The sequence below is a fragment of the Streptomyces sp. NPDC001020 genome (assembly GCF_053599115.1).
Genome location: NZ_JBSFLQ010000010.1, coordinates 59,713 through 74,835, shown reverse-complemented (window position 1 = coordinate 74,835; position 15,123 = coordinate 59,713). Strand labels below are relative to the sequence as shown.

16 protein-coding genes and 1 pseudogene are annotated in these 15,123 nt (G+C 70.0%); 2 read left to right on the top strand and 15 right to left on the bottom strand.

What is annotated here, in order from left to right:
• Positions 1-125 precede the first annotated feature (125 nt).
• Positions 126-257 (bottom strand): annotated as a pseudogene (locus tag ACWDEX_RS12105) (IS256 family transposase); the annotation flags it as partial.
• On the bottom strand, positions 232-483 hold the full coding sequence (locus ACWDEX_RS12100; RefSeq protein WP_450463154.1) for a hypothetical protein: 252 nt from the start codon (positions 481-483) through the stop codon (positions 232-234). The pseudogene ACWDEX_RS12105 and the gene ACWDEX_RS12100, both read right to left, overlap by 26 nt.
• 76 nt (positions 484-559) lie before the next feature.
• Between ACWDEX_RS12100 and ACWDEX_RS12095 the strand changes: the two genes are divergently transcribed.
• Positions 560-1,618 carry a ketopantoate reductase family protein gene (locus ACWDEX_RS12095; RefSeq protein ID WP_450463153.1) on the top strand — a complete coding sequence of 353 codons (1,059 nt, stop codon included), beginning with the start codon at positions 560-562 and terminating at the stop codon, positions 1,616-1,618.
• Between the two features lie 9 nt (positions 1,619-1,627).
• Positions 1,628-2,227, top strand: coding sequence for a TIGR03086 family metal-binding protein (locus ACWDEX_RS12090; protein WP_450463152.1), 600 nt, complete (start codon positions 1,628-1,630; stop codon positions 2,225-2,227).
• A 291-nt stretch (positions 2,228-2,518) separates the two neighbouring features.
• Here ACWDEX_RS12090 and ACWDEX_RS12085 read toward each other — a convergent pair whose 3' ends face one another.
• The 13 genes from ACWDEX_RS12085 to ACWDEX_RS12025 form a co-directional block, all read right to left on the bottom strand.
• On the bottom strand, positions 2,519-3,313 hold the full coding sequence (locus tag ACWDEX_RS12085; protein ID WP_450463151.1) for a sirohydrochlorin chelatase: 795 nt from the start codon (positions 3,311-3,313) through the stop codon (positions 2,519-2,521).
• Positions 3,314-3,319: 6 nt separating this feature from the next.
• Entirely contained in the window at positions 3,320-4,210 is an 891-nt protein-coding gene (locus tag ACWDEX_RS12080) for an ABC transporter permease (RefSeq protein WP_450463150.1), read from the bottom strand.
• A complete protein-coding gene (locus ACWDEX_RS12075) occupies positions 4,197-4,976 on the bottom strand; it encodes an ABC transporter ATP-binding protein (protein ID WP_450463149.1) in 780 nt (259 codons plus the stop codon). Before ACWDEX_RS12075 ends, ACWDEX_RS12080 begins: the two co-directional genes overlap by 14 nt.
• A 35-nt stretch (positions 4,977-5,011) precedes the next feature.
• The gene (locus ACWDEX_RS12070) at positions 5,012-6,088 is read right to left on the bottom strand and encodes an aliphatic sulfonate ABC transporter substrate-binding protein (RefSeq protein WP_450463279.1); all 1,077 of its coding nucleotides are present in this window, start codon (positions 6,086-6,088) and stop codon (positions 5,012-5,014) included.
• Between the two features lie 270 nt (positions 6,089-6,358).
• Positions 6,359-7,693: a sulfate adenylyltransferase subunit 1 gene (locus ACWDEX_RS12065; protein WP_450463148.1), complete on the bottom strand. Its 1,335-nt coding sequence runs from the start codon at positions 7,691-7,693 to the stop codon at positions 6,359-6,361.
• 2 nt (positions 7,694-7,695) lie between these two features.
• Positions 7,696-8,631, bottom strand: a complete 936-nt coding sequence (gene cysD / locus ACWDEX_RS12060) for a sulfate adenylyltransferase subunit CysD (RefSeq protein ID WP_450463147.1) — start codon at positions 8,629-8,631, stop codon at positions 7,696-7,698.
• Between the two features lie 55 nt (positions 8,632-8,686).
• On the bottom strand, positions 8,687-9,397 hold the full coding sequence (locus tag ACWDEX_RS12055) for a phosphoadenylyl-sulfate reductase (protein WP_450463146.1): 711 nt from the start codon (positions 9,395-9,397) through the stop codon (positions 8,687-8,689).
• On the bottom strand, positions 9,394-9,579 hold the full coding sequence (locus ACWDEX_RS12050) for a hypothetical protein (RefSeq protein ID WP_450463145.1): 186 nt from the start codon (positions 9,577-9,579) through the stop codon (positions 9,394-9,396). The genes ACWDEX_RS12055 and ACWDEX_RS12050 overlap by 4 nt, the downstream gene beginning before the upstream one ends.
• Positions 9,576-11,267, bottom strand: coding sequence for a nitrite/sulfite reductase (locus tag ACWDEX_RS12045; protein WP_450463144.1), 1,692 nt, complete (start codon positions 11,265-11,267; stop codon positions 9,576-9,578). Before ACWDEX_RS12045 ends, ACWDEX_RS12050 begins: the two co-directional genes overlap by 4 nt.
• A 150-nt stretch (positions 11,268-11,417) precedes the next feature.
• The gene (locus ACWDEX_RS12040; RefSeq protein WP_450463278.1) at positions 11,418-11,501 is read right to left on the bottom strand and encodes a putative leader peptide; all 84 of its coding nucleotides are present in this window, start codon (positions 11,499-11,501) and stop codon (positions 11,418-11,420) included.
• 126 nt (positions 11,502-11,627) lie between these two features.
• Positions 11,628-12,200: a GNAT family N-acetyltransferase gene (locus ACWDEX_RS12035; protein WP_450463143.1), complete on the bottom strand. Its 573-nt coding sequence runs from the start codon at positions 12,198-12,200 to the stop codon at positions 11,628-11,630.
• 106 nt (positions 12,201-12,306) lie between these two features.
• Positions 12,307-13,692, bottom strand: a complete 1,386-nt coding sequence (locus ACWDEX_RS12030) for a hypothetical protein (RefSeq protein ID WP_450463142.1) — start codon at positions 13,690-13,692, stop codon at positions 12,307-12,309.
• A gap of 224 nt (positions 13,693-13,916) precedes the next feature.
• Entirely contained in the window at positions 13,917-15,071 is a 1,155-nt protein-coding gene (locus ACWDEX_RS12025; protein WP_450463141.1) for a YihY/virulence factor BrkB family protein, read from the bottom strand.
• Between the last annotated feature and the right edge of the window lie 52 nt (positions 15,072-15,123).

The following is a 15,123-nucleotide window of genomic DNA, read 5'->3' as shown; positions in this document are numbered from 1 at the left end:
GCTTCTGCCCCAGAAGAGGGCCTGTCCAGTGAACGGTGTTTCTGGGGTTGTTAGGAGTTCAGCGGCGGGCGGCGGAGAGCCGGCCGTCAAGGTGATCTCGAAGGCGTTGAGGGCGGCCTTCAATCGCCGGTCAGCTGGATACCGTCGGCCTTCGCCCGGTCCACCAGCTGACTGATCAACTGGTCGTCCAGCGCATCCCGCGCCCCGGCAGGAGCCACTTCCTCCACAGCATCAGCCGAGACGATCGCGTCTGTCATCAGGTGTCATTTCCTGTTCGAAGATCCACCGTTGACCGTACAGACCCTGGTGCAGGCGTACTTCGGAGATGGTGTGTCCGAAGAGGGGGCCCTCGAGCCGGTGGATGATCAAGCCGCGTACAAGGTGGGCGAGTTCGTTCGGGTCCTGTGGCAGTTCGCTGGTGTCCAGGTCACCGGGGTCGCTGTACGGGCTCTGTGACAGGTAGGGGTCCAGGTACGTGTCCATGCCCTGGACGCTCCACTCTCCCCCAAGGGCAAGGTCCAGCGATCACACGCCCGTCTTCTGTGCGAGGCTCGCCGGTATGCGCTACATCATCATCGGAGCAGGGGCAGTTGGCGGAGCGATCGGCGCGCGGCTCGCCGGGGCGGGGCACGAGGTGGTCCTGGTCGCGCGGGGCGCGCAGTACACGGCGTTGCGCGAGGGCGGGCTGCGCTTCCACGCCCCGGACGGCGAGCACATCCATCGGCTGCCGGTCGTCGACGGGCTCGACGCGCCGGGGGAGTTGAGGCCCGATGACGTTCTCGTACTCGCCGTCAAGACACAGGACAGCGAGGCCGCGCTGGACACCTGGGGTACCGCGCCCGTTGCGGGCGGCGGCACGGCCGCCGAACAACTGCCGGTGCTCTGCGCGCAGAACGGCGTCGAGAGCCAGCGGCTCGCCCTGCGCCGTTTCCGTCGTGTGTACGGCGTCTGCGTCTGGTTGCCGTCCACGTTCGTCGAACCGGGTGTCGTCTCCGCGGCCGGCACGCCGCTCACCGGAGTCCTGCACCTCGGCCGCCATCCGTTCGGCGTCGACGAGACCGTGCGCAGGATCTCCGCGGACCTGGAGGAGGCGCGATTCGAGGCGCCGGTCGTGCCGGACGTGGCGCGCTGGCAGTACGCCAAGCTGCTCGGCAACCTCGCCAACGCTGTCGAGGCGGTCAGCGGGCCGATCGCCGACGAGGAGTCGCGGCGGCTGTACGCACGCGTGCGGGCCGAGGGGGAGTCGGTGCTGCGGGCTGCCGGGATCCCGCACGCGAGCGAGGAGGAACAGCGGGAGGCGCGTGGCGACAAGGTGCGGCTGGTACCGCTGGAGCGGGTCGAGCGGGGCGGCGGCTCCTCCTGGCAGTCCCTCGCCCGGGGCACCGGCACGATCGAGGCCGACTACCTCAACGGCGAGATCGTCCTGCTGGGCCGACTGCACGGCGTAGCGACCCCCCTGAACGAGCTGCTGCAACGGCTCGCCACCACGTTCGCCCGGGAGCGGCGGGCGGCCGGGTCGCTGCCGGTGGCGGAGTTGGTGCGGCTGGCGGACGAGGCGGTTGCGGCCGCCGAGGGGGCTGTCGCGTTTGTTCAAGAGGAACCGGCCGGCCGTCACTAGCGTGGAGGCATGAGCGATGCGTACAAGAACGTGCACCCCTACATGGTCGAATGCGCCGCCGAAGCCGCCCGCGTGGCCCGTGGCGTCATGGCGGAGCACCTGTCCCAGCCCACTCACTGCCCCGAATGGGACGTCCGGGCCCTGGTGAACCACTGGGTCCTCTACACCTCCCACGGCATGGAGCACCGCGCCCGTCGCACGACGCTCCCCGAGGAGCTGACCGCACGCGACTTCACCGCGGACCAGGGCTGGGCGCAGGCGTACGCCGACCAGCTCGACCGTGCCGTCGCCGCCTGGGACGACCCCGCCGTGTGGGAGGGCGAGATCGACCTGGGCATGGCGAAGATGCCCGCGGCCGAGCTTGCGGCGATGATCGTCAAGGAGATGGCGGTCCACGGGTGGGACGTGGCAGTGGCCACCGGCCAGGAGTTCCGTGTCTCCGAGGGAGCCGCCCGGCTCGTCCTGGACGTCGTCGAGACCCACGGCGACATCTACCGCCAGTACGACGGCTTCGCCGCCCCGGTCGCCGTCCCCGCTGACGCACCGGTCTTCGAGCGTGCGCTGGCCGCGAGCGGCCGCGACCCGAGGCAGACCGCGATGACACAGTGAAGTGGTGACGCGCCGGCGGGGTGCCGAGACAATCCCGCGCGGCGCGCCGCCGACCGCACTTCGATGGCGCCGCGCGGGCCGCTTCGATCGAGGACGGGGCGGGTACCCCGGTCAGCGCGCCAGGATGGCCTCGGTGACGGTGGGGTGCCTCAGATAGTCGAGCACGCTGTGCGGCCACAAGGGCGCGTTGGTCTCCCGCGCAGTCCAGTTGACGCTGGCGCCGGAGTCCCGGTCCCCGCCCCGGCGTCGCCTGCTGACGCTACCGGATCACATGGCGGACGGACCCGGTTGTCAGCCGCTGCGGGCGGCTGCCGTCGGCCGGACCGTACGCGGGGACGGTGCCGGGCTACGAGACATCAACGCTCGCGCCGTGTCGTACCGCTCCAGCAGCAGCCGTGCCACCTCCGGAGCCGGGCCCAGCGGCTCGGCCAGTACGTCCGCCGCCGCGGCCCCCTGGGCGATACGGTCCGGCAGTCGGCCCGGGGCGATGACATAGGGGGCGACGGCGACCCGTTCGCACCCGAGCGCCCGCAGCTCGCGCACCGCGTCCTCGGTACGCGAGAACCCCGCGGGAGAAACAGCGGAGGCGAACGCAGGCCGCACGGCGCACCAACCGGTGTTCCGCCACTCCCGCGCGATGTCAGCGATCACTGCGCTCGCCTCCGGGTCGGTGGACCCCGCCGAGGCCAGGACGACCCCGGTCGAGGACCTGTCAGCGGGCGTCAACCCCGCCTCGTACAAACGCCGCTCCAGCGCCTGGAGCAACAGCGGAGACGGGCCGAGCACGTCGGCCTGCCGGATCCGCAGCTGTGGCGGGGCGTCCCGCAGGACAGCCGGGATGTCCGCCTTGGCGTGGAAGGCACGGGTCAGCAGCAGGGGCAGGGCTACGACGTCCTGTGATCCTAGCGCCTCCAGTGACTCCAACACCCCGTGCGCCGACGGGAGGTTGAAGTCGAGGAAACCGGTCTCGACACGCAGCCCCGGCCGCAGCGACCGTACTCGTCGCACCAGGGCGTGGACGGTCGCCGCATGCCGCGGGTCACGGCTGCCGTGGGCGATGACAAGAAGAACCGGCGTGGGATACACGGGACTTCAGCTCTTCACCAGCAGGCCGCGGCCGCGCAGCACACGCCGCTCCAACGGGCTGAAGATCAGCAGGTCGATGGCGACGCCGACGAACAGGATGAGGAGAATGGCCTCGAAGACCATGGGCATCGAGCTGGCGTTGCGGCCGTTCTCCAGCAGCGCGCCGAGCCCGATGCCGAGGTCCGGCGACGAAGCGATGATCTCCGCCGCCATCAGTGAGCGCCAGGAGAACGCCCAGCCCTGCTTCAGACCTGCCAGATAGGCCGGCAGTGCGGCCGGCAGGACGATGTGCCAGGCGCCCCGCAGCCCCGTCGCGCCCATCGTGCGGCCGGCCCGCAGGAACAGCGGAGGCACCTGATTGATGCCGGAGACCAGGCCGCCGGCGATCGAGGGAACCGCGCCGAGGAGGATCACCGCGTACATCATCGAGTTGTTCAGGCCCAGCCAGATCACGGCCGGCGGCACCCACGCCACCGACGGCAGCGACTGCAGACCGGACAGGACCGGCCCGATGGCCGCGCGCACGAACGTCACGCGGGCCACCAGCAGCCCCAGTGGGGTGCCGATGGCGAGCGCGAACAGGAAGCCCAGCAGGCCGCGCGAGACACTGCTCCATATGTAGCCGAGAAGCCTGCCCTGCAGCCAGGCGTCCTTGAACTCGTTCCCCACGTCGGCGGGCGAAGGCAGTTTCGCCGGGTCGTCGACGATCTTCAGGGAGATCAGGGCCTGCCAGACCACCAGGATCAGGGCGATCGCTACCAATGGCGGCAGGACCTTGTGGGTGAGGGTCCGCCGCAGTGGCGGGCGGCCGGTGGCAGGGACCTCCAGGGCGTCCAGGCCCGCCACAGGACTGCCCGGTTCGGCGACCGGCGTCGTCTTCGTCTCAGTACCGGCCATGACGGCGGATCTCCCCACGCAGTACTTCCGTGATCTTCAGGGACAGTTCGGCCACCGGTGCGTCCTCGATGCGGCGCGGCTGCGGGATGTCCACCGTCCACTCGCGGGCCACCCGGCCGGGGCGGGAGGACAGCAGCACCACGCGCTGCGCGAGCCGTACCGCCTCGCGCACGTTGTGCGTGACGAACAGCACCGACAGCCCTGTCTCAGCCCAGATCCGGGTCAGCTCCTCGTGCAGCACGTCCCGGGTGATGGCATCGAGCGCCGCGAACGGCTCGTCCATCAGGAGAAGCCGGCTGTCCTGCGCGAGCGCCCGCGCCAGGGCGACGCGCTGCCGCATACCGCCGGACAGCTCGTGCACCCGCTTGCCGTACGCGCCCCGCAGACGGACGAGTTCGAGCAACTCCTCGGCCCGGCCCCGTCGCTCGGACGGGGGAACGCCCCCAAGGCGCAAGGCCAGTTCGATGTTCTTGCCCGCGGTCAGCCACGGGAAGAGGGCGTGTTCCTGGAACATCAGGGCCGGGCGGCCGTCCGTCGTGATGGACCCCGCGCTGGGCTCGTCGAGCCCTGCGACCAGATTGAGCAGCGTCGACTTGCCGCAGCCCGAGGCCCCCAGGAGGGTGACGAACTCGCCCGGCGCGACGTCGATGCTGATGTCGTCCAGGACGAGCTGCTGCCCGCCCGGCCCCGTGAATGACTTCGAGACATGTTCGAGGCGAGCCGCGTACTCGACCGCCTCGGCGGCCTTGGCGTAAGTCATGGCCATGGTCGTCACCTCCTGGGAACTCATCGGGACGGGACCTACCTGACGCCGAGACCGGCGTCGCTGACCGGGCTCTCGCCCGTGGCCTTGAGGACCTTGTCGAGGATCGTGAGGTCGTAGATGCCGTCCAGCTTCGGGTTCTTCAGCAGCCCGGCCCTGACCGCGTGCCGCGCCTCGGTGTTCAGGGTGGAGGCCAGCGGGTCATCGGTGATCTGGATGGACTTCCACGCGGGGTCGAGGACGTTCGCCGGCAGCGCCTTGCCGGAGTCGGCCTTCAGTTGCCTGTTCGCCGCCGCCCTGGCCTCGTCGGGGTTGGCGTTGATCCACTTGTTGGTCTCGACCGAGGCCTTCAGCACGGCCTCGACGGCTTTCGGGTGTTCCTTGAGGAATGTCTGGGACACGATGATGTTCGTGATCACGAACTTGTTGTCCGGCCACAGCGTGGACTCGTCGAGCAGGACCTTGCCGCCCTCGGCGACCAGCTTGGACGCGGTCGGCTCCGGTACCCACGCGCCGTCGATGGAACCGGACTTGTAGGCGTCCGGCGTGACCTTGTTGTCGGTGCGGACGACCGAGACGTCGCCCTTTCCGCTCAGCGCGTCGACCTTCCAGCCCTGATCCGCGATCCAGTTGAGGAACGCCACGTCCTGAGTGTTGCCGAGCTGGGGCGTCGCGATCTTCTTTCCCTTGACGTCCTTCAGGGATGTGATCCTCTTCGGATTGACGACCAGCTTCACACCACCGGCGGCCGAACCACCGATGATGCGCAGGCTCTTGCCGTCGGACCTGGTGTAGCTGTTGATCGCAGGGGAGGGGCCGATCCAGCCGATGTCGATGGAACCGGAGGTGAGGGCCTCGATCTCGGACGGGCCGGCGTTGAAGATCTGGTACCTGGCCCGCGTGGCGCCGAGCGACTTCTGGAAGAAGCCCTTCTGGACGCCCACGAGCGCGGTGGCGTGGGTGAGGTTGCCGAAGTAGCCGATCTTCACGGCATTGAGTCCGTCGATCTTCTCGGCCCCGGCGGCGACCCGCTGGCGGGACGTGTCGTCCTCGGCCCGGGACCCGTAACCGCAAGCGGTGAGAGTGAGCAGGGGAAGCACGGTGAGCGCGGCCATGCCGCTGCGCAGCCGGAAAAGGGGGAGGTTGGCAGGCACGGGAGGCGGTCCTCTCGTTGGCCCGGCGGTCACGGTCTCTCAGGTCGTGGCCGGGAGATCGGCAAAGGGTCTTCGTCGCTTCCGGGGAGGGGGCACTTCCCCGGCGCGCGGGAAGCGCGCGTGCGTCATCGCGCACATCGCGCCACTCCGCCCTGCCCGCTGCCGAGAGCCCCACTGCCGACGCGGCCGCCCTCCTTCGCGAACGTCGAGTAGACGTCGATGGGGGTCATGTCAGAAGTCCCACCCGTTCTCCACGGCCTCGGCCGTCACCGGCTCAGGCGAGACGAACGAATCGCCGGCCATGCCCGCGGTGAGCGTGGTGCCGTCGGCCGGGTCGATCAGGATGAACGAGCCGGTGCGGCGGGAGTCCGCGTAGGCGTCCATCGGCAACGGCTCGGCGGTACGCACCTTCACCCGCCCGATGTCGTTGGCGGCGAGCTCCCCCGGATGCGGGTGCGGGGACAGGTCGTCGAGGGCGAGTCGGGACGGGATGTCCTTGACGATCGCCTTGACCGTGCGGGTGCCGTGCTTGAGCAGCACACGGTGCCCGACGGCCAGCGGCCGGTCGGCGACATGGCAGACCGTCGCCTCGATGTCCCGCGTGGTCGTGGGGGTGTCCTTGCTCGGCACGATCAGGTCGCCACGCGCGATGTCGATGTCGTCCTCCAGCAGGAGCGTCACCGACTGCGGCGTCCATGCCACGTCGACCGGCCTGCCCAGCAGGTCGATGCCGGAGATCCTCGTCGTACGGCCGGCCGGCAGGACCGTGACCTGTTCCCCGACCCGGAAGGTACCGGCCGCGATCTGGCCGGCGTAACCCCGGTAGTCCGGGTGCTCGGCACTCTGCGGGCGGATCACGTACTGCACGGGCAGCCGCGCGTGGCAGTGCGCCAGGTCGTGACTGACGGGCACGGTCTCCAGGTGCTCCAGGACGGTCGGGCCGCCGTACCAGTTCATGGTCGCGGAGGGCTCCACGACGTTGTCACCGGCCAGTGCCGAGATCGGGATCGCGGTGACCTCCGGGATGCCCAGTTCGGCCGCGTACGCCGTGAACTCCCCGGCGATCGCCGCGAAGACGGACTCCTGGTAGTCGACGAGGTCCATCTTGTTCACGGCGAGAACGACGTGCGGAACGCGCAGCAGGGCCGCGATCGCCGCGTGACGGCGGGTCTGCTCGACGACGCCGTGGCGCGCGTCGACCAGGATCACGGTCAGCTCGGCAGTGGAAGCGCCCGTGACCATGTTGCGGGTGTACTGCACATGGCCGGGCGTGTCGGCGAGGATGAACCGGCGTCGCGGCGTGGCGAAGTAGCGGTAGGCCACGTCGATGGTGATGCCCTGCTCGCGCTCCGCACGCAGTCCGTCGGTGAGGAGGGCCAGATCGGGGCCGACCCGGCCGCGGCTCGCGGAGGCGCGCTCCACGGCCTCCAACTGGTCGGCGAGGACCGACTTGGAGTCGTGCAGCAGGCGGCCGACGAGCGTGGACTTGCCGTCGTCGACCGAGCCGGCGGTGGCGAACCGCAGGAGAGTGGTGGCGGACAGTTCCGTGGTCATGGTCGTGGTCATGGTCAGAAGTACCCCTCGCGCTTGCGGTCCTCCATGGCGGCCTCGGAGAGCTTGTCGTCGGCGCGGGTGGCACCGCGCTCGGTCAGCCGGGACGCGGCGATCTCCGCGATGACCTGGTCCAGCGTCACCGCGTCGGATTCGACGGCGCCGGTGCACGACATGTCACCGACGGTGCGGTAGCGCACAAGACGCCTCTCGGCCCTCTCGCCCTCCTTCGGGCCACCCCACTCGCCCGCGGTCAGCCACATGCCGGACCGCTGGAAGACCTCCCGCTCGTGGGCGAAGTAGATTCCGGGAAGCTCGATGTCCTCCCGGGCGATGTACTGCCACACGTCCAGTTCGGTCCAGTTGGACAGCGGGAAGACACGGACGTGCTCGCCGGGTGCGTGGCGGCCGTTGTACAACTGCCACAGTTCGGGGCGCTGGCGGCGCGGGTCCCACTGCGAGAACTCGTCGCGCAGGGAGAAGACGCGCTCCTTGGCGCGGGCCTTCTCCTCGTCCCGGCGCCCGCCGCCGAAGACGGCGTCGAACCGCTCGGACCGGATCTTCTCTGTCAGCGGGAGGGTCTGCAGGGGATTGCGGGTGCCGTCGGGACGCTCCTTGAGCACACCACGGTCGATGTAGTCCTGTACGGAAGCCACATGGAGGCGCAGGCCGTGTGTCGCCACCACATGGTCGCGGTACTCCAGCACCTCGGGGAAGTTGTGTCCTGTGTCCACATGCAAGAGCGAGAAGGGCACCGAAGCGGGCGCAAAGGCCTTCAGCGCCAGGTGCACCATGACGATCGAGTCCTTGCCGCCGGAGAAGAGGATCACCGGCCGCTCGAACTCACCCGCCACCTCGCGGATGATGTGGACGGCCTCGGATTCGAGGGCGTCCAGATGGGACAGCGCGTACGGGCTGTCCGTGCCCTCCTCCGCCGTGGCGACGGTCGTCATGCTGGTTTCCTTTCACTCAGCAGCGCATGAACGTCCAGCGAAATCACGGTCGACGTCAGCCGTGCAGCCCGCACTCGGTCTTGGCGCGGCCCGCCCAGCGGCCGGCGCGCGCGTCCTCGCCCTGAAGCACCCTGCGAGTGCAGGGGGCACAGCCGATGGAGGGATAGCCGTCCGTCAGCAGCGGGTTGGTGAGGACACCGTGCTCGGCGACGTACGCGTCCACGTCGTCCCGGGTCCAGCGGGCGATCGGCGAGATCTTGACCTTTCCGCGCTTGGCGTCCCAGCCGACGACCGGGGTGTCCACCCGGGTCGGCCCGTCGTCGCGGCGCATCCCGGTCACCCAGGCGTCATAGCCCTTCAGCCCCTCCTCGAGGGGCTGGACCTTGCGCATCCCGCAGCACAGGTCGGGGTCACGGTCGTGCAGCCGGGGACCGTACTCGGCGTCCTGCTCGGCGACCGTTCGGCGCGGGGTGAGTGTGATGACGTTGACGTCCATCACGGCCTCGACCGCGTCGCGGGTGCCGAGGGTCTCCGGGAAGTGGTAGCCCGTGTCGAGGAAGACGACGTCCACGCCGGGCATCGCACGGGAGGCGAGGTGGGCGACCACCGCGTCCTCCATGGAGGAGGTCACACACCAGCGCCTGCCGAACGTGGCGGCGGCCCACTGGAGGATCTCCGGTGCGGAGGCGTCCTCCAGGTCACGGCCGGCCTGTTCGGCAAGCTCCCTCAACAGGCCGCGCGAGGCATCTTCCTGAGTGGCGGTCATGTGTGTTCCTCTCCGCTGTCGGCTCGTCCGAGTCCCCGGGCCAGCAGGCCCAGGAACCTCAGCCGGAAGGCTCGGTTGCACGCTCCGCATTCCCACGCTCCTCCCGCACTCTCGGCTTCGCTGGGGAGCAGGTCTTCTTCGCCGCAGTAGGGGCAGTAGAAGGGGGCGGCCCGCTCGCTCACGACAGGGCCTCCTCACTTGCGCGCGCGGCCCAGGCGGCGAACCGCTCGCCCTCCTCGCGTTCCGCCTGGAACCGCCCGAGGACGCGCTCGATGTAGGCCGGCAGCTCCTGCGAAGTGACCTTCAGACCGCGGACCTTGCGGCCGAGGCCCGCCTCCAGGCCGAGCGCGCCGCCGAGGTGCACCTGGAACCCCTCGACCTGCTCGCCCTTGTCGTCGAGGACCAGTTGCCCCTTGAGACCAATGTCCGCGACCTGGACACGGGCGCAGGCGTTCGGGCAGCCGTTGAGGTTGATGGTGATCGGCTCGTCGAAGTCCGGGATGCGGCGCTCCAGTTCGTCGATCAGTGAGGAGCCGCGAGCCTTGGTCTCGACGATGGCCAGCTTGCAGTACTCGATGCCGGTGCAAGCCATGGTGCCGCGCCGGAAGGGGGAGGGCTTCACGGTGAGGTCGAGGGCCTCAAGGCCCTCGACGAGCGAGCCGACCTTCGACTCCGCCACGTCCAGCACGATCATCTTCTGCTCGGCGGTCGTACGGACCCGGCCCGAGCCGTGCGCCTCGGCGAGGTCCGCGATCTTCGTCAGTGTGCTGCCGTCGATGCGGCCCACGCGCGGCGCGAAGCCGATGTAGAAGCGGCCGTCCCGCTGCCGGTGCACGCCGACGTGGTCGCGCCAGCGCCCCACGGGCTGCGCGGGCGCCGGACCGTCGACCAGCGTGCGCTTCAGGTACTCCTCCTCCAGGACCCGGCGGAACTTCTCGGCCCCCCAGTCGGCGACGAGGAACTTCAGTCGGGCGCGGTTGCGCAGCCGTCGATAACCGTGGTCGCGGAAGAGGGAGATGACGCCCTCGAAGACGTCGGGGACATCGTCGAGCGGTACCCAGGCGCCGAGCCGCTGCCCGAGTTTCGGGTTGGTGGACAGGCCGCCGCCGACCCACAGGTCGAAGCCGGGCCCGTGCTCGGGGTGGCGCACGCCGACGAAGGCCACGTCGTTGATCTCGTGCGCCACGTCCAGCAGGGGCGAACCGGAGATCGCGGTCTTGAACTTCCGGGGCAGGTTCGAGTACGCCGGGTTGCCGATGACCCTGCGGTGGATCTCCTCGATGGCGGGGGTGCCGTCGAGGATCTCGTCCTCGGCGATACCGGCGACGGGCGAGCCGAGGAGCACGCGGGGCGTGTCGCCGCAGGCCTCGGTGGTGGACAACCCGACGGCCTCCAAGCGGTTCCAGATCTCCGGCACGTCCTCGATCCGGATCCAGTGGTACTGGATGTTCTGCCGGTCGGTGATGTCGGCGGTGCCGCGTGCGAACTCCTGTGAGATCTCGCCGATGACGCGCAACTGCCGTGTGGTGAGTCGGCCGCCGTCGATACGGACGCGCAGCATGAAGTAGGTGTCGTCCAGTTCCTCCGGCCCCAGGATCGCGGTCTTGCCGCCGTCGATCCCGGGCTTGCGCTGGGTGTACAGGCCCCACCAGCGCATCCGGCCGCGCAGGTCGTTGGGGTCGATCGAGTCGAAACCCCGCTGGGAGTAGATCGTCTCGATGCGCGTCCGCACATTGAGACCGTCGTCTTCCTTCTTGAACTGTTCGTTGCCGTTGAGTGGGGTGAAGTGACCCAAGGCCCACTGCCCCTCGCCGCGGTGACGGCTCACCTTGTGGCGGGGCATGGCGGGGTTCTGCGAGGTGGCGGCCATGGTGGGGTACGTCCTTTAGGCAGCGATGGGCGGGAGGCTCTGACCTACTTGAGGGAGCGGCTCTGACCTGCGCATACGGGCATATGACAAGAGGCACGCGTCGTCATTGCGCGAGAGTGGGAAGAGGGGGCGGGAGCTGGCTGGGGACTCTCAGCTCGCCGGACAGACGGCGCTGGACGTGCGGACGAGATCGACGTGCCGTCGACTCACCAAGGCAACTCCAGCTGCGGACATGACGGAAGCGTGGCACGGCGATCTGGGCGCAGTCCAGCTTCATCCAAAATGCGGACACCTTTGTCCCGGAGTGCGGAACAAGGGTGTCGTCGGTCGTACGTCCCGGGGCAGGCGCCTCCAGGTGGTTCAGTGGTCGTGGGCGCCCGGCCAGGGCCCCGGTGTGGCGACCGCCGGTTCCTCCTCGACCTTGGTGTCGAACAGTTGGAAGCCGCGACGCTGGTAGTTGGCCATGGCGTGCTCGCCGTCCTTGCTGCACGTGTGCAGCCACACCCGCTTCGTCTCCGCCCGTCCAGGCCAGCGGTCCGCGAGGTCCCATGCGCGGGCGGCCCCGTACGACAGCAGGTGCCCACCGATCCGCCGCCCGCGGAAGGCCTGGATGAGCCCGAAGTAGACGATCTCCACGACCCCGTCGTCCTGCGGTTCCAGCTCCACATACCCCGCCGGCGTGCCCCGGTCATAGGCCACCCAGGTCTCCACACCCGGCCGGTTCAGGTACTCCTGCCAGCGCGGGTACGACCAGCCCAGCCGGTCGGTCCAGCGGATGTCGCCACCCACCGACGCGTACAGGAAGCGGCTGAACTCCGGCGACGGCTCCTGCGCGCGGACGATGCGGACATCGCCGTCGGGGGTAGCGGCGGGCCGCAGATCGGCCGGGGACGTCTGCTCCAGGGACCACGTGGTCACGATCAGGGTGCTCATGCGGTCAGGGAATCACGCGGCCGCGCGGTACGACAAAGGAGTCCCGGTGCCACCCGGAGACACCGCCCGTGGTACGGCGCCTGCGTTCAGATCTCCTGCTCGTGCCCTACTCCAGGGCGTCGTCCACGGAGGCCAGTGGAACCGCGTACAGCACCCGCCCGCCGGCTGGACCGGACTGCTCCTCGTCCCCGTTCACCGTGCCCTCGGTCAGCGTCCACAACTCGCCCGTCTGCTGCCAGTACGAAAGGGACGCGGTGCGCCGACCCCAGCAGGCGTACGTCTCGTCGGCCGCGCATGTCGCCGCCTTCGCCCCCGATGTGTTCTGCCGCCAGAGCGTGCCGGGCCGGCTGTCGACGGACGGTGTCCGGTCGACGTACCAGTCCGCCCGCCCCGCCGGCTCGCGCCGGTGCGAGAGCACGCCGCGCACCTCGGACGCCTCTGTCTCGTACGCCTCGGTCGCTTGGACGTCGCCGCGCGCGTCCGTGGCCAGCAGGCCGCCGCGGCCCGGCGTGGTGCTGTACGCGTAGCGCCAGACGCGGGCCGCCCGGCTGGTACTCCCGCGGTGCGGCCGCTCACCCGCGACCAGGCTGCCCGGGGTCGAGGTGCGGTCGAGCGAGAGGGCGGAGAAGCAGGGGACCGCTCGGTCGTCGGTCCTCGAACAGGGGCCCCCGACCGGACGGTAGGAGCCGATCGCCGGCAACACGTACTGGTTGCCGTGTGCCGCGTAGCCGCCCTTGACCCGGCCGACCGCGGTGCTGTCGACGTTCGTCCTCAGGATGCGGCGCAGGTCGAAGACCAGCAGGGAGTCGCGGGCAGTGACGATCAGTCTGTCCCGGTACCAGACCATGCCGGACATACGGGAGCGGACGGGTGTGAAGTCCTTGCCGTCGGCGCGCGGGGCGACCAGCAGGACCCAGCGGTAGGAGAGGCGGGCCGGGTCGTTGGCGTCGATGAAGGCGATCCGGGCCAGGCCACGGTCGGCGGCCGGGCCGCCGGAGTGGCGGTCGTCGTGCGTCCAGCCCGACAGGATGACCCGGTCGCCGCCCCAGCGGCCGTCGTCGGTGGCGTCGCCGGAAGTGGTGACGGACCGGGGCACCCACCGCGTGGTGGTCGCGTCGTCCTGGTCCCAGCAGTAGGCGCGCGTGGCCGTCGGCCTGAGGGGGAGTGCGGACGTCTCGGAAGTGTCGCAGGCGGACTGGTCGCGCATGGTGCGGTCGGCGGACGCGAGGACGTCGTGAACACCGACGCTGCCGCCGAGCGAGCGGGTGAGCGTGTCGAGGGTGCCGCGGTCTGTGAGGTTCTCGTGCAGGCGGAACTGCGCGATCCGGTCCGGGGCGGTGATGCGGGTCAGGCCCCCCGGATTGTCCCCGCCCGCGGCCTGCGAGGTGCTGATCAACGTGGCGGCGCCGGTGAGTGCCAGCGCGGTCGCGGCCAGCGTGGCCCGCAGTGCGCGGCCCCTGCGCCTGCGACGGTGCCTGCCACGGTGCTTCATACGACCTCCTGGCGTCGGCCAACTGCTCCTCGTGATCCGCATGTTGAACGCGGAGCAGGTGGGGTGGCCTGTGAGAGGGATGCTACGGCAGACGGATGCGGGACCGGTCGAAGACCCGGGAAATGAAGGGTTAACCCGACCGAGGTGCTATGCGTCGGGGTGGGCGACGGGCGCGCGGGCGGCGTGCGCGCCCCGCGCCCGCACCGGCCCCAGGTGACCGCCACTCACTCCCTGGGCCCCCGCCCGTTCTGCGGCTGGGGGCGCGCGCTGCGCGTCTGCGCGCGCAGACGAGACGTGACATCCTCCGGGGGCAGGAAGCGGGACCAGCGTTCGGGGAACTCGGCGGGCATGTCCGGGTCGTCGGGGTCGGGGTCGGCCGCGTGGGCGGCCGCCGCCCGGGCCACGTACTCGGCGGCCTGCTCGTGTCGCAGCCGCTCGTTCGCCGCGCGGGCCGCCGCCGTCGCCGCGGCCGGCCACACCCGGTCGATCGCCGCGTTGACGGCCGCGCCGACGAGCACCGCGAAGGCCGACACCCCGATCCACAGCAGCACGGCGACGGGCGCGGCCAGTGAACCGTAGATCGTCGGCCCCTCGACCGTGTGCGTCAGATAGATGCGCAGCAGGAAGCTCCCCAGAACCCACATCGCCAGCGCCACCAGTGCCCCGGGCACGTCCTCGACCCACTGCGACCGCACCGGCACGGACACGTGATACAGCGTTGTCAGGAACACGATCGACAGGACGATGACCACCGGCCAGTACAGGACCTGGACCACCGTCGTCGACCACGGCAGGACCTTCACCATCGCGTCCGGACCCGCGACCATCAGCGGCAGCGCCACCGAGCCGATCAGCAACGCCACGATGAACAGACCGAACGCGAGCAGCCGCGTCTTCACGATGCCCCGGGTGCCGTCGAGCCCGTACATCACCGTGATCGTGTCGATGAAGACGTTCACCGCCCGCGATCCCGACCACAGAGCGAACAGGAATCCGATGGAGATGACGTCCGGGCGGCCGCCCTTCATCACGTCGTGCAGGATCGGCTGGGCGATCTCCGTGACACCCCGGTCGGACAGGACCGTCCGGGACGCCTCCAGCAGGTTGTTCTCCAGGCTGTGGATGGTGTCGGCGTCGGTCCAGGCGTCGACGTACCCGAGCAGTCCGGTGAGGCTCAGCAGCAGCGGCGGCACGGACAGCAGCGTGAAGAACGCCGCCTCGGCCGCGAGGCCGAGGATGCGGTACTCCATGCACGAGTTGACCGTGTCCTTCAGCAACAGCCAGGCGGTCCTGCGCTTGGAGACGTTCCGGTAGAGGACGCGCGCACGGTGGAGGCGGCCGGACGTCCGCTCGGGGGTTTCACTTGCTGCTGACTGCACTCCCTTACGGTATCCGCCGCGAGGCGGCACTTCTGTCCCGGAGGTCACGCCC